Source organism: Cloacibacterium sp., from assembly GCF_047601505.1.
Lineage (GTDB): Bacteria > Bacteroidota > Bacteroidia > Flavobacteriales > Weeksellaceae > Cloacibacterium.
The window spans coordinates 3237532-3254130 of sequence record NZ_JASGJD010000001.1 but is presented as its reverse complement, the minus strand read 5'-3'; the positions used below and the strand labels follow the sequence as shown (position 1 = coordinate 3254130).

Sequence of the window (16599 nt, the reverse complement as noted above, 5' to 3'; positions counted from 1 at the left end):
TTATGAAAAAACTTCTTTCGGTAGTACTTTTAGTTTCAATGTTTTCTTTTGCCTTTTCTCAATCTGGCAATAGATGGAGCGATTGGTTTTCTTATAATAATGTTTTGGCTTTTAAGGAAAGCAACGGAAAAATAATTGCTGCTACAGAGAATGGAGTTTTTTATTATGATACTGTTTCGGGTGAAATTACAAAACTATCAAAAGCAAATGGACTTCACGAAGTAAAGATTTCTGCATTTGATTATAATCCAGATACCAAAGTTGCATTAATTGGTTACAAATCTGGTAATTTGGATGTGGTAACAGAAGATGGAGTAACTTATGTGGTAGATATTCCGCTTTCGCAAAGTTATACAGGGAGTAAAGTCATCAATAATATTTCGATTAATGGAGATAAAGCCGTAATTTCTGTTGGATATGGTGTTTCTATTTTTGATTTAACTAAAAAAGAATTCGGAGATACTTGCTTTTTCTTTGACGGAATAAGCTATGTAAGTGCTTTAGAATCTGTAATTAAAGATGATGTAGTATATTCTGTTACGAGTTCTGGTATTAAAAGTCATCCTCTAAATGTGACATTTTCTGTTTATACTTCATGGGCTACAACTTCTGGTAATTATTCTCAATTAGCAGCAGATTCTATATTTGCTTTAGGGAATAATGACTCTGTATTGTTTGGTTCTGATTTGAGTTTACTTACATTAATTGGACAGAGTTTTATAAATGTAAAAGATATAAAAATACAATCTCAAAATATTGTAGTAACAGATCAAACGAAAGTTTATATCTATAATTTATCTGGTGTTTTGCAGAAAACTTTTGATGCAGGTGAAGAATTAAATTCTGCGTATTTTGTAAATAGTAAATTGTATTCGGCATCTAAATTTTCGGGTATTTTAGATGAGTCTAAAAATTCTTATAAGCCAGATGGGCCTTATTCTAATACTTCTTATAAAATTCAGATTATAGGTGATAAACTTTGGGTTTCTAGTGGTGCCAGAGAAGGAAGATATAATTATCCTCCAAGTCCAATTCCAGATTTCGGTTTTTATTATTATGATGGTAGACAATGGATTTACCCATCATATTTTATAAATAACCCAATATCATTTAATACATTAGATGTAACAGCTAATCCTGCTAATAATAATGAAGTTTTTATAGCTAATTATAGTCAGACAACTGGACAAGGAATCTATAAATTTAATTATAATGAATCGAATAAAGATTTTGATTTTGTAAAATATTATCAATTAGGCTCAGATTTTAATCTTAATAGACCAGTTGGGCTTACTTTTGATGAAAATAATAACTTAATCGGAAGTATGGCGTTTTCAATTTCTTATACAGCAATATCTTCATCTTTATTGTTTTATAATAAGTCTTCAGATAGTTTTGATGTTACCGATTTGAATATATCTGCGGCCGCTCAAAAACCTATAATTGCGGATGGAATAATATGGTTTCCAACACCTAGACAAAATTATTTTGTAGCTTATAATTATAATAATACGCCAACTAATTTGTCTGATGATAAAAAGTATGTATTTGATAAAACCTTAGGTTTGCCAGATAGTGCAGCCGGAACATTAAGTGTTTCTTTAGATAAATCTGGGGATGTTTGGATTGGTTCGGATAGAGGTTTAAGGGTCTTGTCGGGAGGTGTATCTTCACTAGATAATAATCCAAAAGTAGAGCCTATTATAATTACGCAAAATGGATTAGCCGAAGAATTATTTAAAGATTTAGGTATTTTACAAATAGAAACAGATTCTGGTAACCAAAAATGGGTTTCTGTAGATGGAGGAGGTGTTTTTTATCTTAGTTCTAACGGAGAGAATACAATTCAGCATTTTACAGCGGTTAATTCTCCTCTTCCGGATGATACTGTTACGGATATTAAAGTAGACCCAAAAACGGGTAAAGTGTATTTTGTAACTTTTGAAGGGATTGTAGTTTATCAAGGAGATGTTTCTAATGTTTCTTCTAATTTTGGTGATGTAAAAGTATATCCTAATCCTGTTGTTACAGCTCAGTATAAAGGCAATGTTAAGATTACAGGCTTGGCAGAAAAAACTAATATTAGGATTACAGATGCAGCAGGAAACTTAGTACACAGTGCTGTTGCGAGAGGCGGTTATTACGAATGGAACCTCAATAATCCAAGAGGATCAAGAGTGGCATCTGGTATTTATTTTGTTTTGATGACCAATGAAGATGGTACAGACAAAGCTACAGCAAAAATAGCAGTGGTTAATTAAATGAATAAATTTTCAGCTTTTCTTTTATCTTATCTTAAATATGGAGATAATGATGCTATTCTGCATTGTTATACCAAAGAAAATGGCTTTCAATCCTTTTTTTTGAAAGGTGTTTATACTTCTAAAAATAAAAAGAAAGCATATTTAGTTCCTTTAAATGAATTATTGATAACAACAGTAGATAAAGCAAAAAGTACCGAACTTCTATTGGTGAAAAAAATAGAAAGCATCGAAAATAGTTTTTCAGATTATGATGTGAAGATTTCTTCTTTAACATTTTTTGTTTCAGATTTTTTGCATCAAATTCTTAAAAATGAACATCAAAATTTATTTTTATATTCGAAAATTAAGGAAATTGTATTCCAGATTTCTAAAGGAAATAGTTATTCACACTATTTTTTCTTCATTGATATTTTAAAAATTTTTGGTATTTCTCCTTTATCTCAAAAAGGTGATTTTTTGAATGTTACAAAAGGAGAGTTTCAAGAAATGTATGAGTCTGATACTTTAGACAAAGAAATTTCTATAATTTGGAAGTTTATTTTGAATGAAGATTATACAGACTTTAAAATAAAAAAAGAATCTAGAAAAAAACTTCTAGATTCTATTATCTTGTATTATAAAATTCATTTTCCAGATTTCTACACACCTAAATCTTTACCTGTTTTGGTTCAGATTTTTGAGTGATTTTCTTAAAATTTAATCCTTATCAGATGTTCTTGTATCCGCTTTATAAATTTGGAAGCTGAAAACAAAACTTCTATTTCTAAATGAGTAAGAAGAGTATGCAAAATGATCATCTCTTGCAAAAGCTGCTCTTGAAGGAACAATTATAACACCTTGCATATTGTAATCTTCGCTATCAGCTATTTCGTAGCTTTTAAAGTAGTTTAAACCTTCTTTTAAGCCTTCAATTTCAAAGTAACTTCTTGTTTTGTCTTTATAGGTGTCACTTGTTAGGATTGAATTCTTTACATAAAAATAAGCTGGATCCACTTCAGGGGTTCCAGTTGAAGTAACAGTATTTCTAAATGTATATTGAGAATCAAATTTTATTGCACCATCAGTGTTTTTTGTAGCTACGTAAGTGTTAGAAACTTGCATAATTCTCAAAATATCATTGCTAGCAATGGTTTTTCCGTTAGTAGGGGTGTTTCTTACAATATAAACAACGCCAGAAGGTAATGTTATAGGGCTGTAATTTTCTAAAGGAATTTCGTTGTCATCTGTAGTTATTGTACTGCTAAAAGCCTTTATATTTCCCTTTGCGTCAAAATAATTATCTTTTAAAAATTGCTTTATAGCTGCGTCGTCATAGGAATTTTGTGTTTCTATGCTCACTTCTGTCGTTGTAGTGCTGTTGTCGTCATCTTTTCTACAAGAAGTTACAGCCAAAGAAGCTACAGCCAAAAACAAAAATATTTTTTTCATAATCTTTATTATCCTTTAGATTAGTTTGTTTAATATTGCTTTAATATTTCAATAACTGCAAAAGTATAAATAAATTATGAGAATTGATAAATTTTTATGGAGTATTAGATTTTATAAAACAAGAAACATCGCAGCAGAAGAAATTAAAAAGAATAGAGTATTTATTGGAGAAAATGCGGTGAAATCTTCTAAGGAAGTGAAAGAAGGTGATGTGATAAGAATTAGAAAAAATCAAATTGATTATAAAATTAAAGTTCTGCAAATCCCTAAAAGTAGGATAGGCGCTAAGCTTGTTCCGCTTCATATAACAGATTTAACAGACAAAGAACAATACGAAATTCTTAAATTAAGAAGAGCTTCACAAGATTATTACAGACAAAAAGGAGAAGGAAGACCTACCAAAAAAGACCGTAGAGATATGGACGATTTTATTGCTCCAGATGCTCCTTCTGCTATGTCTGAGGATGATTGGGATTTATTTTTTACTGATGATTTAGAGCAAGAAGAGTAATCTCTTCTGCTATTTCATCAGCAGATTTGTTATCTGTATCCACAATGTATGCTGCTTTTGAGTAGTAAGGATTTCTTTCGAATAAATGCTTTGCAATAAATTCTGGTAAATCTTCATCTGGGATGTTGGCAATAAGAGGTCTCTTTTCTTTATTTTTCTTTAATCTTTCTGTGAGAGTAGAAATGCTTGTTCTAAGATAGATGCTCAAACTTTTAGAATTGATGGTTTCCATGTTTTCATAATAAACAGGAGTGCCACCACCAACGCTCAAAATACAATCGTCTTCTGAAGTTAAAATTTTTTCTAAAGTCTCTTTTTCTGCTTTTCTAAAGAAAATTTCACCGTGTTTTTCGAAAATTTGAGGTATAGTGAGCTCATTTCTCTCAGAAATCTCTTTATCTAGGTCAAAAAGTTTAAAATTTAATTTGTTGCTCAAAATATTGGAAATGTGAGATTTGCCTGTGCCCATGTAGCCTATAAGAGTAATTTTCATAAATTTATTTTATACAAATGTCTAAAAAAATTTTGAGATTTTAAAAAAAGCCTTATCTTTGCACCACTTTTAACGGAAACGTTATCAGACCTGGTAGCTCAGCTGGTAGAGCAATACACTTTTAATGTATGGGTCCTGGGTTCGAATCCCAGCCAGGTCACGAGTAAATTAGTACAATACGATTTTTTCGCCTACGTGGTGAAATTGGTAGACACGCCATCTTGAGGGGGTGGTTTCCTAAGGATGTGCTGGTTCGAGTCCAGTCGTAGGCACGAAGAAAATATTTTTTAATTATTAATTTTTTAAAATTATAATTAAAAGACCTGGTAGCTCAGCTGGTAGAGCAATACACTTTTAATGTATGGGTCCTGGGTTCGAATCCCAGCCAGGTCACAATTTACGAAAGTAAATTTTTTTCATATTAATATTTTGTGATTTGGTGTTTAAAAGCCTTCAAGTAATGCTTGAAGGCTTTTTATTTTGCTTTTATTCTAAATGCATATTGTCTATTAGTCTTACATCGCCAGCGTAAGCTACAATGAAAGCTCTGTAGTTTTTTCCTTCTTGGAAGGTTTCTGTCTCTTTTAAAGTTTCTTCGTCTGTAATGGTAAAGTACTCAAGTTCAAAATTAGATGCTTTGAAAATGTTTTCTACACGTTCTTTTATTTCTTTTGGTGATAAACTTTTAAACCATTCTTTGGCTTTTAATAAGGTTTCGTAGATTATTACCGCTTCTTTTCTTTGTTTTTCGTCTAATCTTAGGTTTCTAGAGCTTAGCGCTAATCCGCTTTGTTCTCTTAAAGTTGGTACACCGTGTATTTTTACTGGTAAATTTGTTTTTTTTACCATTTTTTTGATGATGGCTAATTGTTGGTAGTCTTTTTCTCCAAAATAAGCGTTGTGTGGTTGCACTTGTCTTAGGAGTTCTTCTACTACAGTTCCTACACCGTCAAAGTGACCTGGTCTGAATTTGCCTTCCATTTCTTGGTCTAATCCGTCAAAGTCATAATGTTTGCTTTTTAGACCTTCGGGATAAATGTCTATTGCTTTCGGGACGTAAACCGCATCTACACCTGCGTTTTCTAGAAGTTTTAAGTCGTCTTCTAGCGTTTGAGGGTATTTTTCAAAATCATCAGCATTGTTAAATTGTGTTGGATTTACAAAAACGGAAGAAATTACTTCGTCATTTTCTTTTTTTGCTGCTTCATAGAGAGAAATGTGACCAAGGTGTAATGCGCCCATTGTAGGAGCAAAACCGATTTTTTTGCCCATTTCTCTTTGTCTTTCAATGTAATCAATTAAAGTTTTTTTATTTCTAAGAACTTTCATAAAAATAGTATTTGCTGTAAAATTATAAAAATTTGTTAATTAAAATGTATTCGTATATTTTTTTGTATTTTTGCATAATTAACCGTCTTTGTATTACAGAAGAAATAAATATTATGCCGAATCAAAAGATTTTATACGTCACCACAGAGATGTTCCCGTATCAGGAAGAAAGCAATATGGCGATGATGGTGAACAAAATGGCACTGAAAATGCACCAAGAAGGCAATGACGTAAGAGTTTTTATGCCTAGATTTGGACTGATTAGTGAAAGGAAATTTCAATTGCACGAAGTAATCAGACTTTCTGGGATGAATATCATTATTAATGATTTAGACCAACCTCTTATTATTAAAGTTGCTTCTTTGCCAGGAGAGAGACTTCAGGTGTATTTTATTGATAATGAAGAATACTTCAAAAGAAAACAATATTATTTTGATGACAATGGAGAATCTTTCTCAGATAATGATGAAAGGGCTATTTTCTTTGCCAGAGGGGTAATAGAAACAATTAAAAAATTAAATTGGGTGCCAGATATTATTCATATTAATGGATGGATGGCTTCTTTTATCCCGATTTATCTTAAGAATTACTATAAAACGGATTCTTATTTTAGCGATACTAAAATTGTACTTTCTATGTACAACGAAAAAGATGCCTTGTTTGAAGATAATATTAAAGAGAAATTAGAGTTTGATAATATTAAAGACTTAAAAGCATTAGAAAATCCTACTTTTCAGAACTTTGTTGTAGAAAGTATGAAATTGGTAGATACTGTAGTGAAGGGTGATGAATTTTTAGAAGAGAATCTAGATAAAGCTTATGAAGAGTCTGATACTAAAAAATTCGATTATGTAAGTGGAGACTCTATCAACGAAGTTTATTAAACCAAATCACAAAATATTTAAATTTTATAAATGATAAATAATTTTAAGAATATCATTAAGGTATTTTTTGCACTTTCGATAGGAGCAATTGCAATTGTAAGTTGCGAACCAGAAGCTGATGAACTAGGAACTCAGTTTTTTCAAGATACAGCGGCTGGAACTGTAAAAGACTATAATGTAATAGCATATAATTTGTTTCATAATGATACAATACAGTCTAATAGTAGTAAAATTGTAAGTGCTACATTAGGCGCATTTAATGAAACTAATTTCGGGATGCAAAAATCTTCTTTCGTTACACAAGTTAGATTAAGTTCTTATAGTCCGGATTTTGGAACAAATGCAGTAATAGATTCGGTAGTTTTGCAAATGAAACCTCTTTATCAAACAGCTACAGACTCTATTAAAACTACCACGCTAGATGATAACTTCACATACGGTACAGATAATACGCCAGCAAAAAAAGTAGTTACGAATTATCCAGTAACTAAATATGGGAAATATAAAATTAATGGGGCAACACCTACTTTTACCATTAGAGTAGATGAAGTGAATGAATTTTTAAATTCTAGTACAGATGCTGTAATGTCTAACAAGCAAGTAGCTTTGGGAGCATCATTAGGAACAAAAACTTTTGATGGTTACCTTAGGTCTGTTAAGATTACAAAAGATTCTGATAATTCTGAACTTTTCAGTAACGATATTGGTTTTAGAATGCCTTTGGATGCTAATTTTTTTCAACAAAAAATTATTAACAAAAAAGGTTCTTTTGAGTTAGGTGATGTAGCGAGCTTTATAAGATATTTCAAAGGATTAAGAATTTCTGTTGATGAAAACGATGGCTATTTAATGAGTTTTGACCCTAATGGAATTACTGCTACTATCTACTATAAATATGATAAAACGGATAATAGTACTGTTACTAGAACATCCTCTACATTTACTTTAGATTTAGGCTCTTCAAACGCTCATTTTAATCAAATACAATACGCAAGATCTTCTAATTTTAGCAGTGCAATATCTGGTTCTAGCTCCACATTGGGAGACAAACAATTGTATGTACAAGGAATGGGAGGTCCTGGAGCAGAAATAAAAATACCAGCTTCTACAATTGCAGAATTGAGAGATTTATATAATACTAAAAAAATCGGTATTATGTCTGCTAAAGTAAGATTTTATACAGATGCAGCATGGGATAATAAATACACAAAACCACAAAATTTCATTGCATATCTTAAAGGTGCAAATGCTTTTTTAGATGATGTAACTGCATTTCAATATAATTCTCTTTATACTATGGTAAAAGGAGTAGATTTAGATAAAAATCCTGCTTATTATGATGTAGATATTACACAGACAATTACCAATACTATAAAAAATAAGACAGATGACTATCTTGAGAATAATCCTTTAATTATTGATGTAGGTAGTTTCAGACTGAACACTTCAACTAGTGCTACATCTTATTTAGGTTTTAATTATACAGATAGAGCTTATACGCCAAATAGTGTAGTTTTGGTGGGGTCTAATTTGACAAATTCTGACGCTCAGTATAATAAAAGAGCTCAGTTAAAAGTAATTTATTCAAACAAATAATTCTAAAAACATGTGTGGAATTGTAGGATATACAGGTTTTCAAGATGCTTATGATGTTGTAATCAACGGATTAAGAAGATTAGAATACCGTGGTTATGATAGTGCAGGTATTGTACTGGAAGACCAAAAAAATCATTTTGAAGTAAAAAAAACTAAAGGAAAAGTTTCTGATTTAGTAGATATTTCAAAAGAATTGAAAGGAACCGCTCACATTGGGATGGGGCATACAAGATGGGCTACACATGGTGTCCCAAGTGATAGAAACTCTCATCCTCATGTTTCTAATGATGGTAAAATTGCATTAGTTCACAATGGTATTATCGAAAATTATGATACCATTAAAACGATGTTATTAGGAAAAGGATATACTTTTTCTTCTGAAACAGATACAGAAGTATTGGTAAACCTTATTCAATATATTATAGAGACGCAAAATGTAGATTTTACAGCTGCCGTAAGAATTGCTTTAAACGAAGTTTACGGAGCGTATGCAATAAGCGTAATGCATCAAGATTATCCTGGTGTTTTGGTAGTGGCTAGATTAGGCTCTCCACTTGCTATTGGACTAGGGCATGATGAATATTTTATCGCTTCAGATGCTTCTCCTTTTGTAGAATTTACCAAAGAAGCCGTTTATTTAGAAGACGGACACATGGCTACCATTTCTCTTGAAGGAGGCGTTGATATAAGAAGTATAAAAGATAACGAAAAAATAAAACCTGAAATTCAGGAATTAAAATTCAGTTTAGAGCAAATAGAAAAAGGAGGTTACGAACATTTCATGTTAAAAGAAATTTTCGAACAACCAAAATCTATTCAAGATACACTTAGAGGGAGATTATTGGTGAATGAAGGCATTATAAAAATGGCCGGAATTTGGGATCACCTCGAAAGAATAAATAACGCCGAAAGAATTATCATAATTGCTTGTGGAACATCTTGGCATGCTGGTTTAATTGGCGAATATCTTATAGAAGAATATGCAAGAATACCTGTAGAGGTAGAATATGCTTCGGAATTTAGATACAGAAATCCAATTGTTACCAATAAAGATGTTGTAATTGCTATTTCTCAATCTGGTGAAACGGCAGATACAATGGCTGCTATAAAACTTGCAAAAGAAAGAGGAGCTTTCGTCTATGGTATTTGTAACGTAGTAGATTCATCTATTTCTAGATTTTCAGATTCTGGTTCTTATACACACGCCGGACCAGAAATTGGTGTAGCTTCTACCAAAGCTTTTACTGCGCAATTAACAATTCTTTCTCTTATTGCATTAAAATTAGGAAAACATAATGGTAACCTTAGTAATGCAGTTTTCATGAAACTTATTACCGAGTTAGATAATATTCCTAAAAAAGTAGAAGAAGTTCTTAATTCTACTCACGAATATGTAAAGAAAATTTCTGAACACTTTGTAAATGCTACCAATTTCTTATACTTAGGAAGAGGATTTAATTTTCCTGCAGCTTTAGAGGGTGCTTTAAAACTAAAAGAAATTTCTTATATTCATGCAGAAGGTTATCCTGCTGCTGAAATGAAACACGGTCCAATTGCTCTTATTGATGAAAATATGCCAATCGTAATTATTGCACCTAAAAAAGGACACTATGATAAGATTGTAAGCAATGTTCAAGAAATAAAAGCAAGAAAAGGCAAAATCATTGCTGTTGTAAATTATGGAGACGAGCAAGTAGTATCTATGGCAGATTATGTGATAGAAATTCCAGATACTTCAGAATGTTTCTCTCCAATTGTAGCATCTATTCCTTTACAATTGATGGCATATTATATTGCTGTTTACAGAGGAGCAAATGTAGACCAGCCAAGGAACTTGGCAAAATCTGTTACAGTTGAATAAAAAATTAAATTTTTGTAAAATAATTTATAAAAACTAGCGTTTGTAATAAATCTTAAAGATTTGTTAAAAAAATTATTATATATTTACCGCTAAATTTGAATTTGATAATGAAAAGAATGTTTCTTGTGATGCTTGCGGCATCGTTTGTAGTCTCTTGTTCTAGGGGAAAAACAAGTTCAGGAAAACCAGATTCTAGAGGTGAGTTGGTTCCTAAAGAGAGCAAAAACTCATTTGTAGCTCAAAGACCTTACGGAATGGTTGCCATTCCTGGTGGTTCGTTTGTAATGGGACTTGCCGATGTAGATTTTTCTGGAACTCCCGAAAAAGCACCTCTTAAAACCGTTACCGTTTCGTCTTTCTTTATGGATGAAACCGAAGTAACCAACTCAGAATATAGAATTTTTGTAAATTATGTAAGAGACTCTATAGCAAGAACCTTACTAGCAGAAGCTGCTGGTGATGGTGGAGGAGATGAAGGTATTGGTAGATATACTTATTTAGCTAAAAAAGCGAATAATAAAGAAAATGAATCTGCTTATCAGAAGTATTTAGAATCTCAAGGAGACAGAGATGGTTATAGCGATGCTAAAAAATTAGATTGGAAAACGCCACTTTATTGGAAAACATCTCAATATCCAGACGAAAAATATGCAGAAGTTTTAGAATCAATGTATATCGCTCCGGAAAAAAGAATCAATAACGAAAGATTGATAGATACAGATAAGTTGAAGTATTCTTATCAATGGGAAGATATTGCATCTGCGGTAAAAGATAAAAATAGAGGTATTCAATATCTTAAAAAAGAAAGTATAGCGGTTTATCCAGATACTACAGTGTGGGTTAAAGACTTTAATTATGCTTATAACGAACCATTATTTGATAGATATTTTTGGCATAGAGCTTACAAAGATTATCCTGTTGTTGGGGTAACTTGGGATCAAGCTAGAGCTTTTTGTGACTATAAGACTAAAGCTAAAAGAGATTACGTAAAAGGTGGCAAAAAAAGAGGAGATAACCCTATGAAATTTAGATTGCCTACAGAATCTGAGTGGGAATACGCAGCTAGAGGTGGTATGGAAAATGCTACTTATCCTTGGGGTGGCCCTTATTTAACAGATGATAGAGGTTGTTATTTGGCAAATTTCAAACCAAAAAGAGGTAATTATATAGAAGACGAGAAAAAAGGAACTTATCCATACACTGCTCCAGTAAAAACCTTTCATAAAAATGGTTTTGGATTGTATAATATGGCAGGGAATGTTGCAGAATGGACAGAATCTCCTTACAGCAATTCTACCTATCAATTCTCATCTACTTTAAATCCATATTTGTCTAATCAAGCTTACAGAGAACCTAGAAAATCTGTTAGAGGTGGCTCTTGGAAAGACGTTGGTTACGTATTAATGACTGGATATAGAGATTGGGAAAGAAAAGATTCAGCGAGAAGTTATATTGGTTTCAGAACAATTCAAGATGTACCTGCGGGTTCAGCCAGATTAAGAACATCTAGCAAATAAAAAAAACTAAAAAACTTGGTTAAGTAAAAATAAGACTATAATTAAAAAAATTCGGAGACATGTTAAAAAGAGTATTTGGTACAAAAGATTCAATTTTAAATTTTGTATATTCATTTGGTGCATCTATTGTAATTTTAGGAGCACTATTCAAGTTAAATCACTGGCATATTGGTTTTCTTACAGGGAGTTGGGTTTTAGCTGGGGGGCTAATTACAGAAGCAATAATCTTCTTAATATTTGCTTTTGATGCACCTAAAGAAGAATCTCATTATGCATGGGAAAATGTTTACCCAGAATTATTAGATGAAAATGCACAGCCAAAGCCAAGAAAAGTCGCTAATAATGTTGAAACTTCTGTATTAGATGCTACACTTTCTGACAAACTAGACAAAATGTTAGAAGATGCAAAATTAGATGTTTCTTTATTCGAAAGATTAAAAGCCGGTATTGATAAATTCTCAGCTTCTGTAGATCAAATTAATAGCACTGTAGATGTTTCTGCTGCTACTTCTAAATATAACGACCAGCTAACTCTTGCGGCTAGTCATCTAGAAAGTATGAATGCTCTATATGCTTTACAATTAGACCATGGTAAACAACAAGCAGAGTATAGCAAAAAATATGTAGAAGACATCCAAAAATCTGCAGAGCAGTCTGAAAAATTCAATGAAGAATTAACAGGATTAACTTCTAACTTAAATAATTTAAATAGAGTTTATGGCGGAATGCTTTCTGCAATGAAAGCTTAATTTTCTTTAATATTTTAATTAATTAAAAACTTTAGAAAAAAGAATTAAAATGGCAAAAGGAAAATTATCACCACGTCAGAAAATGATTAACTTGATGTATCTTGTTTTCATTGCGATGATGGCAATGTCGATAGATCAAGAAATTATAAGATCTTACGAAAGTACCTACAGGTCTCTCGAAAATACTAGACTTTTAACAGAAAATCAAAATACAGGTATTTTTGAAACAACTTTAAGAGAAAAAGCTAAAAACAGTCCTGAAACTTTTGGTGTTGCAAATACTCAATACCTAAAAATGAAAGATGTTGTAGATGGTTTAGTTAATTCAATTGAGGAAACTAAATTAAATATGAAAGCAAAAGCAGAGTATAATCCTGAATTAGATCCAGAAGAAAATTTTGCAGCTTTAAATAATACAGAACCTTCTACATATACTTTTTTTAAAGGAGGAGATGAAGCTTTTCCTTCGGATAAATCTATGGAGCTTAAGCTTAAAATGACTGCTCTTAAAGATTTTATCAATCAAAATTTCTCTAATCTTCCAGATTTTAAATCTGTAGTAAGTAGAGCTAATGAAAACTTAGTATCTGATTTCCCTAAAGGTAAAAACAAACAAGGAAAAACTTGGTTACAGTATAAATTTTATAATCAACCTTTGGTGGCGGCTTTAGCAAATCTTGAAGTAATTCAATCTGAAGCTAGAAATCTACAATCTAATACACTTTCTTTAATGTTGAAAGAAAAAGTAGATGCAGATATTCAGTTCAATGCTTATGAAGCCATTGTTGCAGGGCCTACAGCTATCCAAAAAGGTGAAACAGCTACTGCTAAAGTTCTAATTGGAACCTACGCTAGCACATTGCCAGGATTAAGAATTGATAATGCACAAGTGGTAAACGGACAAGGTGTTTTAAATCTTGGTGGAGACCTTGGTGAACATACTATTGGAGGAAATATTTATTTTAACGGAGACAAAGGAAAAGTGGTTACTATGCCTTATACATTCAAATATAGTGTAGTTTCTGGTTCTGAAGCTCTTAAAGCTCAAGAAGGGGCTATTTTGTCTGCGGATAAAATGAATGTTCTTTACAGAGGAGTTGCTAACCCAATTTCTGGTTCTATTTTAGGAGCTAATACTTCTGGTCTTACGCTTTCTGCTCCTGGTACTTCTGTATCTGGTAGTGGTGGTAAATGGACGGTTACTCCAGGTAGTGGCAATACAGTTTCTCTTACTATTTCTGGAAAAGGACCTGGCGGTAAAGTTATTTCTCAGAAATTTGATTTCAGAATTAAAAATGTTCCTCCTCCACAAGGACAAATTAGAGGAGAAAATGAACTTTCTATGCCTGCAAGTTCTATTGCAAATCAGACGGTTTCTGCTGCAATTCCAGAATTTGATTTCCCAGTTACATTCACTGTTACAGGATTTAAATTCAAAGTTCCAGGTAAAGCTGCAATGTTTGTAAATGGAAGTTCTCTAAGCTCTGTTGCAGGACTTACTAAGAATTTAAGATCTGGAGACATAGTTTATATTGCGGGAATTCAAGCTACTGCTTCTGGATTAGGAGGGCAAACTTTAAAAAGAATAAGCCCAATTGTAATAAATGTACAATAATTTAGTTATAATACTATAATATCATCATTTCAAATGAAAAAGATTGTAATACTTCTATTAGCGCTAAGTTTTCTTTCGGTTGATGCTCAAAAAAAGAAATCAACTAAGAAAAGAACTAAAGCCAAAACAACTAAAAAAGCTAATGCAGCTCCTGTAGAACCAGCAGCAGTAGTAGATACTGCTCCTCCTGTAAGTACACCTGTGGCTACAGAAAATTTGGAAGAAAATGATGAGCCAATTACTTCACTTAATATTCTAAATGCTAAATCTCCTTCTACTTACAGAAAATATAGAGATATGCTGAAAGTAAAAGTTGGCGATTCTTTGGTTTCTGTTAAAAATAAACCAATTGATTATGGGTTTATTGAAGATAAAGACGTGCTTAGAAGTATGGTTGTTTGGGAAATTATTGATATGAACGAAAAAATCAATCAGCCTTTTTATCATAATGCTGATGGTTTAGTTTCTTCTAATAAATCTCTTTATCAAATATTGTTAGATAATATCAATAATGGTAAAATAAAAGAAGTTTATGATGATGAAATGTTTACAACTAAGCTTACACCAGACCAAATTCAGCAGAGATTAAAAGTTACTGTGGAAACTCCATGGTTAATTGATAAAAGAAATTCTGGTGATAAAATTACTCCAGAAGATATTAAAGCTGGTACTGATATTATAGAAACTAAAACAGAAAATGTAAAGCTTCTTAAAATAAAAGGAATGTGGTATGTAGATAGAAGAGATGGTCAAATGAAATACAGACTTCTTGGTATTGCTGCTATGGGACCAGATCCTTCTATGATGGCTGAAAAAACTGCTGATGGACAATCTCTTGGTAATAAAGATGAATTGATAGACCTTTTCTGGGTATATTATCCAGATGCTAGAGAAGTTTTGGCTAACCAAATCGTTTTCAATGGTAAAAATCTTTCATCAGATATTACTTATGATGATGTGTTGAATGCTAGAAGATTTTCTTCTATTATCTACAAATCAGACAACGGTTTAGGAACTGGTAAAATCAGCGATTATATTCCTCACGATGCAGAAGAACAATTGGAAGAAAGTGAGAGAATTAAAGCTCAAATTCTAGAAATGGAAAACGATATGTGGAATTATTAACAGACCTCATATCTTATATAAACTAAAACCTAAGTATATTTGTACTTAGGTTTTTTTATTTATTTTTTATGAAAAACGTAGATTATATAATCGTTGGTGATGGCTATGCAGCTTTGTTTTTTGCTCATCAATTAATTAAAAATAACAAAAGTTTTTATCTTTTTTCCGAAGGAAAAAAAGGTGCTTCTATGTTTTCTGCCGGTATCATTAATCCTGCGGTTTTAAAGAGATTTACAACATTTTGGTTGGCTCAAGAACAAATTGATTCGCTTAAAAAAACACTTTCGGAAATTGAAATTTATACTCTAAAGAATTATTTGATTGATAAACCAATTCTAAGAGTTTTTCACGATGAAAAAGAAAAAGAACTTTGGTTAAAAAAATCGCAAGATGTTCAATTTTTGTCTGATGATTTTATAGAATTGAATTCAGTTAAAAATCCTCACGGATGCGGAAAAGTAAATCAATCTGCAAGATTAGACGTTAGGAGCTTTTTTCATGATTTATTTAGTTATTTAGATAGAAAAGGAACTTTAATTCGTGAAAAGTTTAATTATAGATTACTCAATACAGATTCTTCTATTTACAAAGATTTTCAGTTTAAAAACATCGTTTTTGCTGAAGGAATGGGCGTAAAAGACAATCCTTTTTTCTCTGAAATTCCTGTAGAACCTAATAAAGGACATCATTTAGAAGTGAAACTTTCTGAGAAAATTGATGAAGACTATACAATGAAAAAGAAACATTTTATTTTTCCACTTAATGATGATTCTTATTATTATGGCGGAACTTACGACAGAGAACAAACCCATCAAGAAATTGATGATTCTGCGGTAGAAAAGTTAAGAGATGCTTTATCTGAGTTTTATCCTAAAGATTTTGAAGTTTTGGATGTTAAATTCGGTTTAAGACCCACAGTGAAAGACAGAAGACCAATTGTGGGAAATCACCCTCAATTTAAAAACATATATGTTTTTAACGGATTAGGAGCAAGAGGAATTCTCAACGGGAATTACTTTGCAATTAACTTGTACAATCATCTAGAAAATGGAGAAGAAATTCATCCCGAAGTAGATTTGAAAAGATTTCAATAAAAAAATCCATCAAATTAATGATGGATTTTTGCAGAAAGGAAGGGATTCGAACCCTCGATACAGTTACCCGTATACTACCTTTCCAGGGTAGCTCCTTCAACCACTCGGACACCTTTCTTTTTCAAGATTGCAA

General features: G+C 31.8%; 14 protein-coding genes and 4 tRNA genes. 14 read left to right on the top strand and 4 right to left on the bottom strand.

Features of this window, described 5'->3' with window-relative positions; all coding sequences use genetic code 11:
- The first annotated feature begins 2 nt into the window (after nt 1-2).
- Nucleotides 3-2261, top strand: coding sequence for a T9SS type A sorting domain-containing protein (locus QM746_RS14690; RefSeq protein ID WP_414984904.1), 2259 nt, complete (start codon nt 3-5; stop codon nt 2259-2261).
- Nucleotides 2262-2948, top strand: coding sequence for a DNA repair protein RecO (gene recO / locus QM746_RS14685; RefSeq protein ID WP_414984903.1), 687 nt, complete (start codon nt 2262-2264; stop codon nt 2946-2948).
- Nucleotides 2949-2960: 12 nt separating this feature from the next.
- Here the strand turns inward: recO and QM746_RS14680 are convergent, their stop codons facing one another.
- Entirely contained in the window at nt 2961-3692 is a 732-nt protein-coding gene (locus QM746_RS14680; protein WP_414984902.1) for a hypothetical protein, read from the bottom strand.
- 76 nt (nt 3693-3768) lie between these two features.
- Between QM746_RS14680 and QM746_RS14675 the strand changes: the two genes are divergently transcribed.
- Nucleotides 3769-4203: an RNA-binding S4 domain-containing protein gene (locus QM746_RS14675; RefSeq protein WP_414984901.1), complete on the top strand. Its 435-nt coding sequence runs from the start codon at nt 3769-3771 to the stop codon at nt 4201-4203.
- Here QM746_RS14675 and QM746_RS14670 read toward each other — a convergent pair.
- A complete protein-coding gene (locus QM746_RS14670; protein WP_414984900.1) occupies nt 4175-4696 on the bottom strand; it encodes a shikimate kinase in 522 nt (173 codons plus the stop codon). The genes QM746_RS14675 and QM746_RS14670 overlap by 29 nt on opposite strands.
- Nucleotides 4697-4783: 87 nt before the next feature.
- On the opposite strand from QM746_RS14670, the gene QM746_RS14665 reads away from it, so the two are divergent.
- From QM746_RS14665 to QM746_RS14655, 3 genes are all read left to right on the top strand, one after another.
- Nucleotides 4784-4856, top strand: a tRNA-Lys gene (locus tag QM746_RS14665).
- A gap of 29 nt (nt 4857-4885) precedes the next feature.
- A tRNA-Leu gene (locus tag QM746_RS14660) sits at nt 4886-4968 on the top strand.
- A gap of 48 nt (nt 4969-5016) precedes the next feature.
- Nucleotides 5017-5089 (top strand) — tRNA-Lys (locus QM746_RS14655).
- Between the two features lie 93 nt (nt 5090-5182).
- Here the strand turns inward: QM746_RS14655 and panC are convergent.
- Nucleotides 5183-6025, bottom strand: a complete 843-nt coding sequence (panC, locus tag QM746_RS14650; protein ID WP_414984899.1) for a pantoate--beta-alanine ligase — start codon at nt 6023-6025, stop codon at nt 5183-5185.
- A 113-nt stretch (nt 6026-6138) separates the two neighbouring features.
- Between panC and QM746_RS14645 the strand changes: the two genes are divergently transcribed.
- From QM746_RS14645 to QM746_RS14610, 8 genes are all read left to right on the top strand, one after another.
- Nucleotides 6139-6909, top strand: coding sequence for a glycogen/starch synthase (locus QM746_RS14645; protein ID WP_414984898.1), 771 nt, complete (start codon nt 6139-6141; stop codon nt 6907-6909).
- 30 nt (nt 6910-6939) lie between these two features.
- On the top strand, nt 6940-8505 hold the full coding sequence (locus tag QM746_RS14640) for a DUF4270 family protein (RefSeq protein ID WP_414984897.1): 1566 nt from the start codon (nt 6940-6942) through the stop codon (nt 8503-8505).
- 10 nt (nt 8506-8515) lie between these two features.
- Nucleotides 8516-10366 carry a glutamine--fructose-6-phosphate transaminase (isomerizing) gene (glmS, locus tag QM746_RS14635; protein WP_414984896.1) on the top strand — a complete coding sequence of 617 codons (1851 nt, stop codon included), beginning with the start codon at nt 8516-8518 and terminating at the stop codon, nt 10364-10366.
- Nucleotides 10367-10473: 107 nt separating this feature from the next.
- Nucleotides 10474-11883 (top strand): gliding motility lipoprotein GldK, encoded by a 1410-nt coding sequence (gene gldK, locus QM746_RS14630; RefSeq protein ID WP_414984895.1) that lies wholly within the window; start codon nt 10474-10476, stop codon nt 11881-11883.
- 59 nt (nt 11884-11942) lie between these two features.
- Nucleotides 11943-12632 (top strand): gliding motility protein GldL, encoded by a 690-nt coding sequence (gene gldL / locus QM746_RS14625; RefSeq protein WP_414984894.1) that lies wholly within the window; start codon nt 11943-11945, stop codon nt 12630-12632.
- Between the two features lie 49 nt (nt 12633-12681).
- The gene (gene gldM, locus QM746_RS14620; RefSeq protein WP_414984893.1) at nt 12682-14247 is read left to right on the top strand and encodes a gliding motility protein GldM; all 1566 of its coding nucleotides are present in this window, start codon (nt 12682-12684) and stop codon (nt 14245-14247) included.
- 297 nt (nt 14248-14544) lie between these two features.
- The gene (gene gldN / locus QM746_RS14615) at nt 14545-15372 is read left to right on the top strand and encodes a gliding motility protein GldN (protein ID WP_414985162.1); all 828 of its coding nucleotides are present in this window, start codon (nt 14545-14547) and stop codon (nt 15370-15372) included.
- Between the two features lie 68 nt (nt 15373-15440).
- Nucleotides 15441-16466: an NAD(P)/FAD-dependent oxidoreductase gene (locus tag QM746_RS14610; protein ID WP_414984892.1), complete on the top strand. Its 1026-nt coding sequence runs from the start codon at nt 15441-15443 to the stop codon at nt 16464-16466.
- Between the two features lie 31 nt (nt 16467-16497).
- Here QM746_RS14610 and QM746_RS14605 read toward each other — a convergent pair.
- Nucleotides 16498-16584 (bottom strand) — tRNA-Ser (locus QM746_RS14605).
- Nucleotides 16585-16599 lie beyond the last annotated feature (15 nt).